Source organism: Mesorhizobium sp. ESP7-2, assembly GCF_020164715.1.
Lineage (GTDB): Bacteria > Pseudomonadota > Alphaproteobacteria > Rhizobiales > Rhizobiaceae > Mesorhizobium.
This window is the reverse complement of sequence record NZ_JAIUGQ010000035.1, coordinates 33,678-49,298: the sequence shown is the minus strand read 5'-3', so window position 1 is coordinate 49,298 and position 15,621 is coordinate 33,678. Positions and strand designations below refer to the sequence as shown.

Genomic DNA, 15,621 nt, shown 5'->3' with positions numbered 1-15,621 from the left:
TGCCGCCGGCCTGCCATGGTGGCAGATTGCGGCGCAAAAGATACCGAGTAGGTAGACATGGTCTCCAAACGCCTCAGCCGCGAAGCCGGTCATCGCAGGAAACTCCTGGCGATCATCGATGACACGCCGGAATGCGAGCGCGCCGTCGCCTACGCCTCGAAGCGGGCGCAGAGCACCAGCGGCACGCTGGTGCTGCTCTATGTCATCGTACCGGACGATTTCCAACACTGGCTGGGCGTCGAGAAGATCATGCGCGAGGAGGCGAACGCCACGGCGCGCGCAGCGCTCGATGGCTACGCCAACAATGTGCGCCAGAAGCTCGGCATCGAACCGGAGATGGTCGTGCGCGAAGGCAAGCCGACGGAAGAGATCCATAAACTGATCGAGGAAGACCAGGATATCGCCATTCTCGTGCTGGCGGCCGGCGCCGGCAAGGAAGGCCCCGGACCGCTGGTCGGCGCCGTGGCCGGCAAAGGCGCGGCCTTCCCGATTCCGGTGACCGTGGTGCCGCAGAACCTCTCCGACGAGGAGATCGACAGCCTCGCCTAGGGTGTGAGCTTTCGGGTTCCGCGAAGGACCCCTCCCGTGCAATCGGGTGGATGGATCCGACCCTATCGGCGTCATCAGTCATCGGTGCGCGACAAAGCGCGCCCTTGGCGCGCTATCCCGTTGCGCCATTTGGAATCGGCATGGAAGCCATGATTCCAAAGGAAAGCCGATGGCCAGATTGAACCGGGAAGCAGGCAAGAGCGGGCGGCCCAACCCGCAAAGCAGCGGGAAGGCCCGGCCTGCTCCACGACACCGCGAGCAGTCGGCACGAGCTCAGGACAAGGTGCAGCAGACTCCGCAGGCGCAGCAGGAGCGCAAGCTTCGTGTGCTGACCAAGGGGCATCCGGCCATGGTGGACAGCATCGCCGGTGCGGTCACGGTCAAGAACCTCGATCTTTACTACGTCGTCGCTTCGGACGCGCAGATGCCTGTGAAAGGCGAGCACGGGTTCGGGCTGTATTTTCACGACTGCCGCTTCCTCGGCGGCTATGAGATGGCGCTTGCCGGTCTGGCTCCCGTCGTGTTGGCCTCGACCGCACAAAAGGGCTATCAGGCGCTTTTTGAATTGACCAATCCCGAGTTGCAGCTCGAGCAGGGGCAATCGATCCCCAAGGACGAACTCGGCATCCGCTGGCAGCGTGTTCTCGATGCGGGGCAGACCTGCGTGCGGGAGGTCATGACCATTCAGAACTTCGGGCACCAGGCATGCAGCTTTCCGCTGACCTTGCACTTCCGGGCCGGCTTCGAGGACATCTTCAGCGTGCGCGGGTTGGTGCAGGACAACCTCGGCAAGTCCGAGCAACCCGCCTGGCACGGCGGCAAGCTGGAGTTCGTGTACCACGGCGCCGATCGGCTGCGCAGGACAGTGACGGTCACCTTCTCGCCCGCGCCCGACACCAGGCACAAAACCGCCGCGGAGTTCCGCATCCGTGTCCCCGCGGGCGACACGCGGACCATCACGGTTACCATTGAGCTTACCGAAAACGCCGAGGAGGCCGAGGCCGGGCATTTGGACCAGCGGCCGGCGGTTACGCTCGGCAGCCTCGCAAGAACCCTCCAGAACAGTTCACAACAATGGCTGGAGCAGCATACGAAGCTCACCAGCGACAGCGCGCTGCTCAACGGCATCATGGACCGCTCGCTGCGCGATCTCGCGGTGCTGAGATCGCGCCTGGGCGACAAGGAGTATTTTGCCGCCGGCGTGCCGTGGTTCGTCGCCCTGTTCGGCCGCGACAGTCTGATCGTGGCCTTGGAGATGCTGGCTTTCCAACCGGAGATCGCCGCCCAGACATTGCGGCTGCTGGCCAGCTATCAGGGGCGGCGGGACGATCCGTGGCGCGAGGAGCAGCCCGGCAAGATCATCCATGAACTCAGGGTCGGCGAGCTTGCCCGGGCCGGCGACGTTCCGCACGCCCAATTCTACGGCACGGTGGACGCAACCCCGCTCTTCCTGCTGCTTCTGGGCCGCCATGCGGCGTGGACCGGCGACCTCGGTCTGTTCCGCGAATTGCGGGAGCCGGTGGAACGCGCGCTGGGCTGGATCGCGAAGGCCGGGGACAACCATGGCGACGGCTACCTCAAATATCGCAGCCGGTCCGAGAAGGGCGTGGTCAACCAGGGATGGAAGGATTCAGGCGACGCCATCGTCAGGGCCGACGGCAGCCTTGCGAAGCCGCCGATAGCGCTGGTCGAGGTGCAGGGCTACGTCTTTGCCGCGAAGCGGGCGATTGCCGATCTCTACGAGCGCGCCGGAGAGCCCGATCGAGCAAGCCAGCTTCGCCATGAAGCCGAGATGCTTCGGAAACGATTCAACCGTGACTTCTGGAGCGAGGAGCAAGGCATCTTCGTTCTCGCCCTGGAGGCCGGAGGCCGCCGGGCCGAAGTCGTCTCCTCAAATCCCGGGCACGCGCTGTGGACCGGTATCGCGGACGAGGACAAGGGGCACCGGTCCGTGGCGCGCCTTATGCAGGACGACATGTTCAGCGGCTGGGGCGTGCGCACCCTGTCGACGGCGGAACGGCGCTACAATCCGGTCGGATACCATCTCGGAACCGTTTGGCCGCATGACAATGCGCTGCTGGCGGCCGGCTGTCGAAACCATGGCGAGGATGAAGCGGCGCTGCGGATCTTCACCGCGATTGCCGAGGCTGCCGCGCACTTTCGCCACCAAAGGCTGCCCGAGGCGATGGCGGGCTTTCGACGCGAGGATTTCCAGGCGCCGGTGCATTATCCCGTGGCTTGCCACCCGCAGGCCTGGGCAGCCGGAGCGATACCGTTCCTGGTGACCACGTGCCTCGGGCTGGAGCCCGACGCATTCGCCGGGAAACTGCGGGTGGTGCGGCCTCGCCTGCCCGACTTTGCAAAGCACATAGCGCTTCACGGGTTGCGCGTCGGTGATGGCAGCGCCGACCTCGAATTCAGGCGGACCGCCGACGGGGCCGAGGTAACCATCCTGCGGACAAATGGACAACTGAGCGTCGAGGTTGAAGGATAGTGCTTGTCGGGTTTCGAAGGGCCACGGCAAAAACATTCCGCCAGCCAGCCGTTCCGGCGATGCGTTTCGCTTGAATGTCCAGCCGATAGAGCCTATTTAGAACTATTCCAAACTAGTTGCCCAAACGGGCATGGAGACGGCCATGTTCATCCAGACCGAGTCGACGCCCAATCCGGCGACGCTGAAATTCCTGCCCGGCAAGGAAGTGCTGCTCGAAGGCACCGCCGATTTCCGCGATGCCGACAGTGCGGCGACGGCCTCGCCGCTGGCTGGCCGGCTGTTCGAAATCCCTGGCGTCACCGGTGTTTTCTTCGGCTACGATTTCATCACCGTGTCCAAGGACGGCCCGGACTGGCAGCACCTGAAGCCGGCGATCCTCGGCGCGATCATGGAGCATTTCATGTCCGGCGCGCCTGTCATGGCCAAGGCCGGTCCCGCCGCCGAGACCAGCCAGACCGGCGAATTCTACGACAAGGCCGACGAGGAGCTCGTCATCACCATCAAGGAGCTGCTCGACACGCGGGTGCGCCCGGCGGTGGCGCAGGATGGCGGCGACATCACCTTCCGCGGCTTCGAGAACGGCACCGTGTTCCTGCACATGAAAGGCGCGTGCGCCGGTTGCCCGTCGTCGACGGCGACGTTGAAGCACGGCATCCAGAACCTGCTTCGCCATTTCGTGCCGGAAGTGCAGCAGGTCGAACAGGTTTCCTAATCGGTAATTTCCCACAAAACAGACAACAAAAAACCGGGCCGAATTGCCCGGTTTTTTGTTTGGGACGTCCGTTGTTGCCTAGACGGTCCGCGTATGAAAGGCGACTTCCAGTCTAACCACGATATGCCGAAAAAGCGGACAGGCTTTCCGGCATCATGGCCTAAAGAACGATGACCTTGGCGCCGACCTCGGCGCGATCGTAGAGGTCGATGACATCCTGGTTCATCAGCCGGATGCAACCCGACGACATCGCCTTGCCGATCGAGTTCCATTCCGGGCTGCCGTGCAGGCGGTAGCCCATGTCACCGCCCTTGTTGAACAGGTACATGGCGCGCGCGCCGAGCGGGTTCTTCAGGCCCGGATCCATGCCGCCGGCGAACTTGGCGAGTTCGGGCTGGCGCTTGATCATCTGCGAGGGCGGGGTCCAGGTCGGCCATTCGCGCTTGATGGCGATATGGGCGGTGCCGTGCCATTCAAAACCCTCGCGGCCGACGCCGATGCCGTAGCGGATTGCCCGGCCGCCGCCCTCGACGAAGTACAGGAACTTGTTCTGCGTATCGACGATGATGGTGCCCGGCTTTTCCTTGCTGTCGTAATTGACTTCCTGGCGATGGTACTTCGAAGGCACTTTCTCGATCGGGATACGCGGCAGCTGGTAACCGGCATCGGTCACCGCGCCATAGTCGTTGGAGAAGATCTGCCCGCCGATGGTGCTGCAACCGGCAATAGCGGTGGACAACGCCAGTGCGGCGACTATTGCAAGCGACTTCATGCGCATGTGGTGATCCGGTGCCCCGCCTAAACCAGAGCGGCACGAGTCGGCCGCTTTCTCACCATCATTCATGCTGGCATTTGCTTTGCTTGCCAAGCACACGATGCCTATATGCAGGGACTTACATGCTGGTATGCGTATCACTATGGCATTTCGGCAACATGCTTCACCGGATTGTGAAGGAAATTCAATGGGCCTGAATCGCAGGCCTCGCAAAACCGAGGATCCGCCATGAATGTCGGCGACGCCGCCAACCGCTCAGGCCTGCCGGCCAAGACCATCCGCTACTACGAGGAAATCGGCCTGATCGCGCCCGCGCGCGCCGCCAATGGCTACCGCGACTATTCGGGCGACGACATCCACCGGTTGGCCTTCCTGCGCCGCGCGCGCAACCTCGGCTTTTCCATCGACGACTGCCGCCAACTGATGGCGCTCTACAGGGATCGCGGCCGCGCCAGCCACGACGTGCGGGCGATCGCCGCCGCCCACGTCACAGCCATCGAGGAGAAGGTGCGCGAGCTGCAATCGATGCGCTCGACGCTGCAGAAGCTCGTTCATGCCTGCCATGGCGACGAGCGGCCGGACTGCCCGATCCTGGATGATATGGCGGGGGCGGCGTTGGCCGGCGACAAACCGCACCGCAGGAGCGGTCGACAGCGTGTCGAGGAAGGTGTCCTGGGCGAAGGCGGCGCCAGCCGCCTTGCCACGCGCTCGTGAAAGCCGCCAGCATTGGTTCGTGCAGTATATTGCACGCTCTAATATGAGCGTAGGGTACAAGCACAGCCGCTGGTCCCGCTTGCCGGTGACCCAATGACCGGAGAGAGCGCATGACCCGCGACCAGATGCTCGCCCACCTTCGCACCGCCGATGCGGTCGCTCGCGAGACTGCCGCGCACGGCCATCATCCGTTCGGTGCGGTGCTGGTCGGTCCCGACGACGCGATCCTCATGCGCCAAGGCAACATCGACACCGTTCATCACGCCGAGACCGAACTCGCGCGGCGCGCGGCGGCAGCCTATTCGCCGGAGTTTCTCTGGACCTGCACGCTGGTCTCGACCGGCGAGCCCTGTGCGATGTGCACCGGAACGCTCTACTGGGCGAATATCGGGCGGCTGGTCTATGGCTTCGAGGAGACCGAGCTTCTCGCGCTGACCGGCGACCATCCCGAAAACCCGACGATGAGCCTGTCCTCGCGCGTCGTGCTCGGCTCTGGACAGAAGAAGATCGAGGTTCACGGCCCCTTCCCCGAAATTGCGGACGAACTGGTCGCGGTGCACCGTGGCTTCTGGCAGCGATAGCGGTTCTTCGCGACCACGGCCCGCGGAAATGCTGCCCGGCATTCGAATGACGCCACCCCGCCAATCCTGCGCTATTATGGTCAAAGCTGACGGCGACCAAATCCCCAAATCTGCCGCCGCCAGTCAGGCTCGGCGGTTTTGCCAGTATTTATGTCCCCCCAAACCGCCGAGCCGCCCCCGGTCAGCCTGTCGATTCCTCTGCCTAAAGGGGGTTGGCCGGCAGATTCAACGCGCGTTTTTGAGGCGGCTGGTCCACGGCGTCTCGTCCTTGCCTTGGCACGAAGGGGCGCGCCAACGCTGCCCTGTTCAAACCCAATAAAAAGCCCGCCACAGTAGCGACCCGGGACGGGCTTCATTCTGAGCGGCTACATCCTGAGAATCGACCGCTGCACCCTAACTATTTAGCATTTTAATTATTCTGTGAATGGTGTTATCGCACCACTGGGTCTGTCAAATACACAATCGCCGCCTAAAAGGCGATTATCCGGAATATGATCCTCGACAGGCCGGCTCTTTCTGTACGCATCATACCAAGCCCGCGTTGGCCTCTAGGAAATCCATGGCGCCGCTCTAGGTGGGGCGGAATGGCGCTCTATTATTTCCACCTCGACAACAACGGAACGAGCTTCCCTGACGATGGGGGCACAGAGTGCCAGGACGTTGCCGTTGTCAGGTATGAAGCAATCAATTTCCTGGCAGAGATGACGAGAAACGCGCTTCCGGATGGCGATGACCACAAGCTGGTGATCGTAGTCAAAGATGGCGGCGGAGATTTGGTTTTTCGAGCCAGCATTCTTTTTGAGGTTGAAACGGGGCGTCTGTCGGCATCACCACCCTCGCCAGGTCATGGAACCGTGGGAACCTGACGACTACTTCGATATAAGCGCTCGCCTATATCAGGAACGGGCGGTGGCACAGGTTGAGAATTTGCGCTCGGATATCGAAGAGACGCGCCGTGTAATCGATGAATCTCGCAAGCTGCTAGATCGGCTTGCCGCCAAGTCAGGCGGCGCTATCCAGCCGTAGGGGAATGGCTCCGCTGTGGAAGCTCTGATACAAATCAGCCATGATCGCGCCCTTTAGTAGTTTAGTTGGAAGCATGATCCTTAGTGCGATCGGTATACTCGCGTACCGGTGGTTTGGCCTCATCGCGGTCGTCATTGTCGGCGGCATTGGTTTTCCCGCGTTGCTGGCCTTGACCTTTTACTGGGCGATTTGAAAGCCCGGAAGGTCTTTAATCCGATTGATAAGGACCTCTAGCCGTTCAGAACTAGGCCGTATGGGCCTGACAGGCCGGCAACCTATTTGGTGGTTCGACGCAAGAACGGGTTCAAACCGTGAACAAAATCTGGCATAGTGCCTGCCATGCCAATCATCTCCCCGATTCCCCTGAACCCTCTGATCGACGGTCGCCAGTCCGAGCGCGCCATGCTGGTGCGGCGGGGCGTGCAGCGGCTGCTGATGCAAATGGGCGCGCATGTGCTGCCCGAACTGTCGCTGGCCACCGGCCGCCGCGCCGACCTCGTGGCGCTGACCCGGCAAGGCGATATCTGGATCATCGAGATCAAATCCTCGATCGAGGATTTTCGCGTCGACCGCAAATGGCCTGATTACCGGCTGCATTCCGACCGTTTCTTCTTTGCTACCCATCCCGGCGTGCCAGCCGAAATCTTTCCCGAAGAATGCGGCTTCATCCTCTCCGACGGCTATGGCGCCGAAATCCTGCGCGACGCGCCGGAGCATCGCATGGCGGCGGCAACGCGCAAGGCATTGATGCTGAGGATCGCGCGCGCGGGCGCGGCGCGGCTTCTCGCGGCAGAGCTTGCGGGCGTGGCAGTTCCGGCGCTGGAGGGCGAGAGCGAGTAATCGCGGCCCTGAAATTGACGCCGGGATGGAGTCCGTAACTTTTCAAGGTTTGCGCTGCCGGCAGGTGCTCCGGCCCCGAAAATGCTACTCTTCCGCTTCTTCCACTCCACTCGCAGCCGGCGCCATCAGCAGCACCGCGGCGCCGAGCAGCGCGGCGACGAAGGAGCCCGCGAGAATGCCGACCTTGACCGCGTCCTGCAGCGCCACGTCGCTGGCGAAGGCTAGCAGGCCGATGAACAGGCTCATGGTGAAGCCGATGCCGCACAGCAGCGAAATGCCGATCATGTGCGACCAGCCAGCATGGGCCGGCAGGTCGGCGAGGCCGAGGCGGATGGCGAGCGCGGAGGAGCCGAACACGCCGACCAGCTTGCCGACGACGAGACCGGCCGCGACGCCCAGCGTCAGAGGCTCGATCAAGGCACTGACGCTCAGGCCGGCAAGCGAAACGCCGGCATTGGCGAAGCCGAAGATCGGCACGACGATGAACGCCACCAGCTTGTGCAGACTATGCTCGAGCCGGTGCAGCGGCGAATGGTCGAGATCGTGGCCGATCCCGGCGGAGCGTTCGAGCGGAATGGTGAGCGCCAGCGCCACGCCGGCGAGCGTGGCATGGACGCCGGACTTCAGCACCAGCACCCACAGGATGGCGCCAAGCACGAGATAAGGCACCAGCGTCATCACCCGCATGCGGTTGAGCACGACAAGCGCGGCAATGACGGCGAAGGCCGCGCCGAGGTAGGCCAGCGATAGGCCGCTGGTGTAGAATATGGCGATGATGATGACGGCGCCCAGGTCGTCGATGATGGCAAGCGCGGTCAGGAAGACCTTCAGCGAGGCAGGCACGCGGCTGCCGAGCAGCGACAGCACGCCGAGGGCGAAGGCGATATCGGTGGCGGTCGGGATCGCCCAGCCGGACAATGCGGCCGGGTTGTTGCTGTTGACGGCGACATAGACCAGCGCCGGCACCACCATGCCGCCGGCCGCGGCGATGCCGGGCAGCACCCGGCGCGGCCAGGTCGAGAGCTGGCCGTCCAGCATCTCGCGCTTGATCTCCAGCCCGACGAGCAGGAAGAACACCGCCATCAGCCCGTCATTGACCCAGTGCGAGACGCTGAGCGGGCCGAGATAGGCGTGGAGGACGGAGAAATAGGTTTCGGCAAGCGGCGAATTGGCGACGATCAGGGCAAGGGCGGCCGCCGCCATCAGGATGATCCCGCCGGCCGCCTCGCTGTCCAGGAATTCGCGAAAGACGGAAACCGGCCGTTGCTTCAAATCCTGCATTTTGCCTCCGTTACCTAGCCTGCTCGGCGGGCTTCATTGTCCATGCGCCGGCGCCGCCCCTCACCTGCCTGCCGGCATCCTCTCCCCGTATAGTGACGGGGAGAGGGGCGCTGTCACTGTCGGCTTGGCCAATCACCTGCGTCGCAGAAGGGCGCCGACATCGCAGCCAGCCTCTTTCTCTCCGTCACTACACGGGGAGAAATGCCCGGCAGGGCAATGAGGGGCGGCGCTGAGTTCGAAATTGGCATGGTCCGAACCGATCCGGCTGTCCTAGCGCGGCGCGCGCTTGGCCAGTATCCGCTGCAGCGTGCGGCGATGCATGTTGAGCCGGCGCGCCGTCTCGGAGACGTTGCGCTCGCACATTTCGTAGACGCGCTGGATATGTTCCCAGCGCACGCGGTCGGCCGACATCGGGTTTTCCGGCGGCGCGGCACGCTCGCCGGTGGTGCGGGTCAGTGCCGCGAAGACATCGTCGGCATCGGCCGGCTTCGACAGATAGTCGACGGCGCCGAGTTTCACCGCGGTCACCGCGGTGGCGATGTTGCCGTAGCCGGTCAGGATGATGGTGCGGGAATCCTCGCGCTTCTCGCGGATGGCGGCGACGACGTCGAGGCCGTTGCCGTCGCCCAGCCGCATATCGACCACCGCATAGGCGGGCGGATTGGCGCGGGCCTTGCCCACGGCCTCCTCGACGCTCTCCGCCGTCTCGACCACGAAACCCCTAGTTTCCATGGCACGGGCCAGACGGGTCAGGAACGGCCTGTCGTCATCGACGATCAGAAGCGAGGTGTCCTCGCCTTCAACCATGGGCCCACTGTTTTCATCGCCTGTCATCGTGTCGAAAATTCCTGCTGCCTTATTTTTACGCAGATATAGTTTTGCGGGGCTATTGTCCAATTTACGCGGTGTCAAACATGTTCGCCGGGGCCGATTCCGGGTTCAGGAAGACAGTTCTCGGCCACGAAATCCGCACCACGGCCCCTTCGCCGAGGCCGCTCGAGTTGCGGAAATCGAGCGTGGCGCCCGAACGTTCGAGCAATGTCTTGGCGATGAAAAGGCCGAGCCCGAGGCCGCCTCCGGCTTCATTGCCTTGGCGTGTCGACATATAGGGCTCGCCAATACGGTCGATGATCTCGGGCGGAAAACCCGGGCCGTCATCGGTGATCGAGAAGGAGACCGTCGCCTCGTCCCAGCTCCAGCGTATGGTGACGCTCTTGCGGGCGAAATCGACGGCGTTCTCGACCAGGTTGCCGAGGCCATAGATGACACCCGGATTGCGCCGACCGACCGGCTCCGGTCCGGTCCGCTCTCCGGGGCGAAGCTTGATCGAGATGCCGAAGTCGCGATGCGGCGCGGTGACCTCCTCGACCAGCGAGGTCAGCGGCAGGCGGGACAGATGTGCCTCGCCCTCCGACGACAGGCTGGTCAGGCGCTTGAGGATTTCGCGGCAGCGCTCGCTCTGCGAGCGCAGCAGCTTCACGTCTTCCCCGTATTTCGGATCGCTGCCGAGCGCCTTCTCCATTTCCTTGGCGACCAGCGTGATGGTGGCGAGCGGCGTGCCGAGTTCGTGCGCGGCGGCGGCGGCCAGGCCGTCGAGTGCCGAAAGGTGCTGCTCGCGCTGCAACACCAGTTCGGTGGCGGCCAGCGCGTTGGCCAGAAGCCGGGCCTCGGCGGCCACCCGGAAGGCATAGATGGCAGTGAAGGCGATGGACGACAGCACCGCCATCCACATGCCGGCGACGTAGATGAAGGGCATCACCAGCGGCGCGCCTTCATGCCAGGGCAGCGGCAGATGGCGGAAGACCAGCAAGGTCGCCGCTATCATCACCAGCCCGCCGAGGATGGCGGTGAGCCGAAGGGGCAGCGAGGTCGCCGAAATGACGACGGGCACGGTCATCAGCAGCGAGAACGGATTGGTCAGGCCGCCGGTCATGTAGAGCAGGCCGGCAAGCTGCAGGCTGTCGAAGATCAGAATGCCGAAGGCGGCGAACGGGGTGAGCCGGTGCGCGGCCGGAAAGCGGAAGGCCAGAAACAGGTTCATCCAGGCCGAACCGGCGATCAGGGCGAAACACAGGCTGACCGGCAGCGGGAATTTCAGCCCGTAGGCGACGACGAGCACCGCCACGCTCTGACCGACGATGGCCAGCCAGCGCAGCCGGATCAGCGTGTTGAGGCGCAGTCGCTGGCTCTGCTGGAAATCGGGCGTGTTCAGAATGTTGATCATGGCCATGGATTACAGCCGTGGGGCGGCGAGCGCCAGTAGCGCTGTACAGCCCAAGGCCTCCCCAACTTCGTCATCCCTGGGTCTACGCTGCGTCGCTACGCTCCTTGCCTCGCCCGTGGATGACGAAGTGATGAGCGCTTAGGCCAATCGCCAAGGCGTGCGTTATGCCCAAGGCTAGGTCCCGCGCGGCTTGGCGCGGGCGGTGGCGGCAGCGAGCAGCGGGTTTTCCGGCCAGACATGCCTGGGATAGCGGCCGCGCATCTCGGCGCGCACGTCGGCCCAGGAGCCGCGCCAGAAGCCCGGCAGGTCGCGCGTCGTCTGGATCGGCCGGTGCGCCGGCGACAACAGCTCGAGCGTCAGGGGCACGGTGCCGCTGGCGATCGAAGGATGGCGGTCGAGGCCAAACAGTTCCTGGACGCGGACCGCCAGAACCGGCCGTTCGCCGTCATAGCGGATGGGAACATGGCTGCCCGACGGCGCGTCGAAATGGGTCGGCGCCAGCGCATCGACCTTACGCTGCAGGTCGTGCGGCACGAGCGACTCCAGCCCTGCCGAGATCACGCCGGGATCAATGGCGGCCAGGGATGCCGCACCGGACAGAAACGGCAGCAGCCAGTCGTCGAGGCGCTCGGCGAGCGCTTCATCCGACATGTCGGGCCAGGGCGCGCCCAGGCCTTTGTGCAGCCAGGATAGCCTGTGGCGCAGCGTCTGGGCCTCCTGGCTCCAGGTCAAAAGGGAAAGCCCATGCTCGCGCACGGCCTCGATGATGGCGCGGTCGGCATCGGCGCCGGCCGGCGGCGGCAGCATGCGTTCGGCGAGCGTGATGGCGCCGAGACGCACGGTTTCGCGCACCCGCACGGCGCGGCGCTCGCGGTCGAAGCTCGTCTGCCTGCGCGTTTCGATCTTGCCTGCAAGTGCCGACCGAATGTCCTCCTCGCTGATTGCCGCCGCTGCCGTGATGCGGGCATTCTGCGCCTTGCCCTGCAGGTCGGCGACGACCAGAAAGGGTTCGCCCGCCAGCGGATCGGCGGCGTCGAGCATGGCGCCGGAGCCATTGGCCAGCACGAAACGGCCGCGCTCGCCGCGCGCCTTGGCGACCCGGTCCGGCCAGGCATGGATGAGCAGGGTTCCGGCTGGAACAGCTCCGCTGATCTTCGCGCCGCCTGCCTGCCTGGCCTGGCGCTCGGCAAGCTGGCGCGCCGACGTGGCACGCGGCGATTTCTCGCCGCGAAAGCGCATAAGCCGTCGTTCGAGGTCGGTACCGTCGCCGCCAAGGCCTCGCTCGGTGAGCAGCACGGCGAGCATGGCTGCTTCGCCGCCATGGCCGCTGCCGGCCGCCTCGGCGACCATATGCGCCAGCCGTACCGGCAAAGCGAGCTTGCGCATCGACGTGCCCGCCTCCGTCAAGCGGCCTGCCCCGTCGATGGCATCGAGCGCGCGCAACAGCGCCCTTGCCTCATTGAGCGCGGGAGCCGGCGGCGGATCGAGGAAAGCGAGCGTCCCGGGATCGGCGACACCGAAGGCGGCGCAGTCGAGCAGCAGGCCGGACAGGTCCGCCTCGAGGATTTCCGGCGGCGTGAAGGCGGGAAGTGCCGCCGTCTGCTCGGCCCGCCACAGCCGGATGGCGACGCCAGCCTGCGTGCGCCCGGCGCGGCCGGCGCGCTGGTCGGCGGAAGCCTTGCTGACGCGAACTGTCTCCAGCCGTGTCAGGCCGCTGGCCGGCTCATAGCGTGGCAGCCGCGACAGACCGGAATCGATGACGACGCGCACGCCGTCGATGGTGATGGAGGTCTCGGCGATCGAGGTCGCCAGCACCACCTTGCGGCGGCTTGGCGGCGCCGGCTTGATCGCCGCGTCCTGTGCCTTGCCGTCGAGCTGGCCATAGAGCGGGACGATATCGGTGTCGGCGCCGACCTTGCCGGCCAGCCGTTCGGCGGTGCGCTCGATCTCGCGTTGGCCGGGCAGGAAGGCAAGCACGCTACCGCTCTCGCCGGCAAGGGCGGAGCGGATCGCCTTGGCCATGGCGTCCTCGATCGGCACTTCGGCCGGCCGTTCGTCGTACCTGATATCGACGGGGAAGGCGCGGCCCTCGCTTTCGATCACCGGCGCGCCCGACAGGAGTTTCGCGACCCGCGCGCCGTCGAGCGTTGCCGACATCACCAGCAGACGCAGATCCGGCCGCAGCGCGCCCTGCACATCGAGGGCGAGAGCGAGACCGAAATCGCCGTCGAGCGAACGCTCGTGGAATTCGTCGAAAATGACGGCGCAAACGCCGGGCAGTTCAGGGTCGTCGAGGACCATGCGCGACAGAACGCCCTCGGTGACGACCAGGATTTTCGTCCGCGCCGAGCTGCGGTTTTCCATACGCATGGCGTAGCCGACGGTGGCGCCCGGCTCTTCCCCCAGCAGTTCGGCCATGCGGCGCGCCGCGGCGCGGGCGGCCAGCCGGCGCGGTTCGAGCAACACGATCTTGCCCGTCCCCAGCCAGGGCGCATCGAGCAGCGCCAGCGGCACCAGCGTGGTCTTGCCGGCGCCGGGCGGCGCCACCAGCACGGCGCTGTTGCCAGAGCCGAGCGCCTCGGTCAGCGTCGGCAGCACGGCGGATACCGGAAGCTCCGGCAAGGGATTGGTCGTCATTGCGCCCGCATATCAGCCGTCACGGGGCCCGTGCAACTTGTCGGACTGCAGCGACTCAGAGCCGGGCTCGCGAAAACGGATTCCAGCGCACCGTACCCAGCCGCGCTTCCTCGCGCACCATGGTCAGCAGGCCGGATCCGCCGACGACCGCGAGGCCGACAAGCGACAGCCAGTCCGGGTATTCCTGGAAGAACAGCGCGCCGAGGATGACCGCCCAGACAATCTGCGAATAATGCGTCGGCGCGATCCGGTTGGCGGGCGCGTATTTGACGGCCAGCAACTGCAGCAATTGTCCACAGGCGGTGAAGGCGCCCGCCATCGCCAGCCATGCCAGCTGTCTTCCATCCGGAACGGTGAAAGAGGTCGCGGCGGCACCGATGCCGTTGAACAGCAGTCCGTAACCGATCAGCACGCCGAGTATGGTGGTGCGTTTTTCCTGCTGCGCCAGCGAACGCATCAGGATGACGTTGGTGGCCGCGAGGAAAGCGATGGTGAAGGCGGCAAGGTGGCCGAGGTGCAGTTCGCGAAAGCCCGGCCTGACAACCAGCATGACGCCGGCAAAGCCGGCGACCACCGCCAGCCAGCGCCAAGGGCCGACCTTTTCCTTGAGGATCACCGTGGACAGAATGGTGACGCAGAGCGGCGCCAGAAAGATAAGCGCATAGGCCTCGGCCAGCGGAATGGTGGTGAAAGCATAGACGCTGAGCACGCCCGACGCGATGCCGGCCCAAGCCCGCGCTTGCACCGCCCAGGGACGTTTGGTGCGCCAGAAATCACGCCAGCGCTCGTTGGCCGGCCGGCTGAAGAAGAGAAAGCAGCCGGCGAACAATGTCGAGAAGAAGCCGATTTCGAACACCGTGAATTGGCCGCCCAGGCTCTTGATAACGGCATCGCTGCCCGAATAGCTTGCATAGGCGATCAGGGCGAGCAGGATTCCGTTCGGCACGTTTTTATTTCCGGGGAGAGTGAGTTGAAAATACTGGCGCTCGGTGCGCATGCGGACGACATCGAGATCTTCATGTTCGGTACGATGGCCGCCTATGCCGCGCAAGGCGCAGAACTCAGTTTTGCCGTGGCCACCGATGGTGCCAGGGGCGGCAAGAGCGATCCCGCCGTTCTGGCTCGTGTCCGCCGCGAGGAAGCGACGGCCGCGGCCGCGCTGCTCGGGGCGGCGCCGCGCTTCCTCGACTTTCCCGATGGCGGGCTGGTGGCCGACGCCGCACTGATCGATGCGCTGAAAACGCTGATCAACGAAATCGGGCCGGATCTCGTGATCACGCACGCGCCCAACGACTATCACGCCGACCATCGCGCGCTGTCAGACGGCGTGCGCATCGCTGCGTCGTTCGGCGTCCCCGTGCTGCATGCCGATACGATGGGCGGCACCGGGTTCTCGCCGACGCACTATGTCGATATTTCCGCTCATTCCGACATCAAGGCCAAAGCGATCCGCATGCACCAGTCGCAGGACCCGGATCGCTTCGTCGACATCGCGCTGACGCAGAACCTTTTCCGCTCGAGCCAATGCAATGGCGCGCAAGGGTCGCTGGCCGAAGCCTTCCGCTTCGAGCCGATGTTTCCCTTCGGCGACATCCGCGCGCTGCTGCCGCCGGCGCCGCCGATCAGGACGGTGATGGTGAGCACCAAGCGGGTCGACTGAACCCCGGACCGCGTCCACACTCCGCGCTCGTCCAACCGGCGCCCGGCACTTTTCCCAACGTTTTCAGACACCGGCGCAAGCATGTTGCGGCGCAGCAACGAATTCGCTTGCCTTGTTTAGTAGAAATT

General features: G+C 64.7%; 14 protein-coding genes. 8 read left to right on the top strand and 6 right to left on the bottom strand.

Annotated features, from left to right (window positions below):
• Positions 1–57 precede the first annotated feature (57 nt).
• The 3 genes from LB543_RS25915 (at position 58) to LB543_RS25905 (ending at position 3,755) form a co-directional block, all read left to right on the top strand.
• Positions 58–549: a universal stress protein gene (locus LB543_RS25915; protein WP_224616180.1), complete on the top strand. Its 492-nt coding sequence runs from the start codon at positions 58–60 to the stop codon at positions 547–549.
• Positions 550–718: 169 nt separating this feature from the next.
• Positions 719–3,043 (top strand): glycogen debranching N-terminal domain-containing protein, encoded by a 2,325-nt coding sequence (locus LB543_RS25910; protein ID WP_224616179.1) that lies wholly within the window; start codon positions 719–721, stop codon positions 3,041–3,043.
• Between the two features lie 142 nt (positions 3,044–3,185).
• Positions 3,186–3,755, top strand: a complete 570-nt coding sequence (locus LB543_RS25905) for a NifU family protein (protein WP_027142904.1) — start codon at positions 3,186–3,188, stop codon at positions 3,753–3,755.
• A gap of 160 nt (positions 3,756–3,915) precedes the next feature.
• On the opposite strand, the gene LB543_RS25900 is transcribed toward LB543_RS25905, so the two are convergent.
• Positions 3,916–4,533: a L,D-transpeptidase gene (locus LB543_RS25900; protein WP_140760740.1), complete on the bottom strand. Its 618-nt coding sequence runs from the start codon at positions 4,531–4,533 to the stop codon at positions 3,916–3,918.
• 225 nt (positions 4,534–4,758) lie between these two features.
• Between LB543_RS25900 and cueR the strand changes: the two genes are divergently transcribed.
• From cueR to LB543_RS25880, 4 genes are all read left to right on the top strand, one after another.
• Positions 4,759–5,244 carry a Cu(I)-responsive transcriptional regulator gene (cueR, locus tag LB543_RS25895; protein WP_224597840.1) on the top strand — a complete coding sequence of 162 codons (486 nt, stop codon included), beginning with the start codon at positions 4,759–4,761 and terminating at the stop codon, positions 5,242–5,244.
• 110 nt (positions 5,245–5,354) lie between these two features.
• Positions 5,355–5,825: a nucleoside deaminase gene (locus LB543_RS25890; RefSeq protein WP_224616178.1), complete on the top strand. Its 471-nt coding sequence runs from the start codon at positions 5,355–5,357 to the stop codon at positions 5,823–5,825.
• A gap of 584 nt (positions 5,826–6,409) precedes the next feature.
• Positions 6,410–6,691, top strand: coding sequence for a DUF6894 family protein (locus LB543_RS25885; RefSeq protein WP_224590647.1), 282 nt, complete (start codon positions 6,410–6,412; stop codon positions 6,689–6,691).
• 499 nt (positions 6,692–7,190) lie between these two features.
• Positions 7,191–7,691 (top strand): MmcB family DNA repair protein, encoded by a 501-nt coding sequence (locus LB543_RS25880; RefSeq protein WP_189591065.1) that lies wholly within the window; start codon positions 7,191–7,193, stop codon positions 7,689–7,691.
• 84 nt (positions 7,692–7,775) lie between these two features.
• On the opposite strand, the gene nhaA is transcribed toward LB543_RS25880, so the two are convergent.
• The 5 genes from nhaA to LB543_RS25855 form a co-directional block, all read right to left on the bottom strand.
• On the bottom strand, positions 7,776–8,972 hold the full coding sequence (nhaA, locus tag LB543_RS25875; protein ID WP_224616177.1) for a Na+/H+ antiporter NhaA: 1,197 nt from the start codon (positions 8,970–8,972) through the stop codon (positions 7,776–7,778).
• 270 nt (positions 8,973–9,242) lie between these two features.
• Positions 9,243–9,806, bottom strand: coding sequence for an ActR/PrrA/RegA family redox response regulator transcription factor (locus LB543_RS25870; protein WP_224616176.1), 564 nt, complete (start codon positions 9,804–9,806; stop codon positions 9,243–9,245).
• A gap of 64 nt (positions 9,807–9,870) precedes the next feature.
• Entirely contained in the window at positions 9,871–11,202 is a 1,332-nt protein-coding gene (locus LB543_RS25865) for an ActS/PrrB/RegB family redox-sensitive histidine kinase (RefSeq protein ID WP_224616175.1), read from the bottom strand.
• A gap of 168 nt (positions 11,203–11,370) precedes the next feature.
• On the bottom strand, positions 11,371–13,833 hold the full coding sequence (gene hrpB / locus LB543_RS25860; RefSeq protein WP_224616174.1) for an ATP-dependent helicase HrpB: 2,463 nt from the start codon (positions 13,831–13,833) through the stop codon (positions 11,371–11,373).
• A 55-nt stretch (positions 13,834–13,888) separates the two neighbouring features.
• Entirely contained in the window at positions 13,889–14,779 is an 891-nt protein-coding gene (locus LB543_RS25855; protein ID WP_224590655.1) for a DMT family transporter, read from the bottom strand.
• 24 nt (positions 14,780–14,803) lie between these two features.
• On the opposite strand from LB543_RS25855, the gene LB543_RS25850 reads away from it, so the two are divergent.
• Entirely contained in the window at positions 14,804–15,493 is a 690-nt protein-coding gene (locus tag LB543_RS25850; protein ID WP_224616173.1) for a PIG-L deacetylase family protein, read from the top strand.
• The last annotated feature ends 128 nt before the right edge of the window (positions 15,494–15,621 follow it).

Excerpts from the sequence above, each read along its gene's own strand:
- LB543_RS25915 (WP_224616180.1), top strand. The coding sequence starts at position 58 with ATGGTCTCCAAACGCCTCAGCCGCGAAGCCGGTCATCGCAGGAAACTC.
- LB543_RS25910 (WP_224616179.1), top strand. The coding sequence starts at position 719 with ATGGCCAGATTGAACCGGGAAGCAGGCAAGAGCGGGCGGCCCAACCCG.
- LB543_RS25905 (WP_027142904.1), top strand. The coding sequence starts at position 3,186 with ATGTTCATCCAGACCGAGTCGACGCCCAATCCGGCGACGCTGAAATTC.
- LB543_RS25900 (WP_140760740.1), bottom strand. The coding sequence starts at position 4,533 with ATGCGCATGAAGTCGCTTGCAATAGTCGCCGCACTGGCGTTGTCCACC.
- cueR (WP_224597840.1), top strand. The coding sequence starts at position 4,759 with ATGAATGTCGGCGACGCCGCCAACCGCTCAGGCCTGCCGGCCAAGACC.
- LB543_RS25890 (WP_224616178.1), top strand. The coding sequence starts at position 5,355 with ATGACCCGCGACCAGATGCTCGCCCACCTTCGCACCGCCGATGCGGTC.
- LB543_RS25885 (WP_224590647.1), top strand. The coding sequence starts at position 6,410 with ATGGCGCTCTATTATTTCCACCTCGACAACAACGGAACGAGCTTCCCT.
- LB543_RS25880 (WP_189591065.1), top strand. The coding sequence starts at position 7,191 with ATGCCAATCATCTCCCCGATTCCCCTGAACCCTCTGATCGACGGTCGC.
- nhaA (WP_224616177.1), bottom strand. The coding sequence starts at position 8,972 with ATGCAGGATTTGAAGCAACGGCCGGTTTCCGTCTTTCGCGAATTCCTG.
- LB543_RS25870 (WP_224616176.1), bottom strand. The coding sequence starts at position 9,806 with ATGACAGGCGATGAAAACAGTGGGCCCATGGTTGAAGGCGAGGACACC.
- LB543_RS25865 (WP_224616175.1), bottom strand. The coding sequence starts at position 11,202 with ATGGCCATGATCAACATTCTGAACACGCCCGATTTCCAGCAGAGCCAG.
- hrpB (WP_224616174.1), bottom strand. The coding sequence starts at position 13,833 with ATGACGACCAATCCCTTGCCGGAGCTTCCGGTATCCGCCGTGCTGCCG.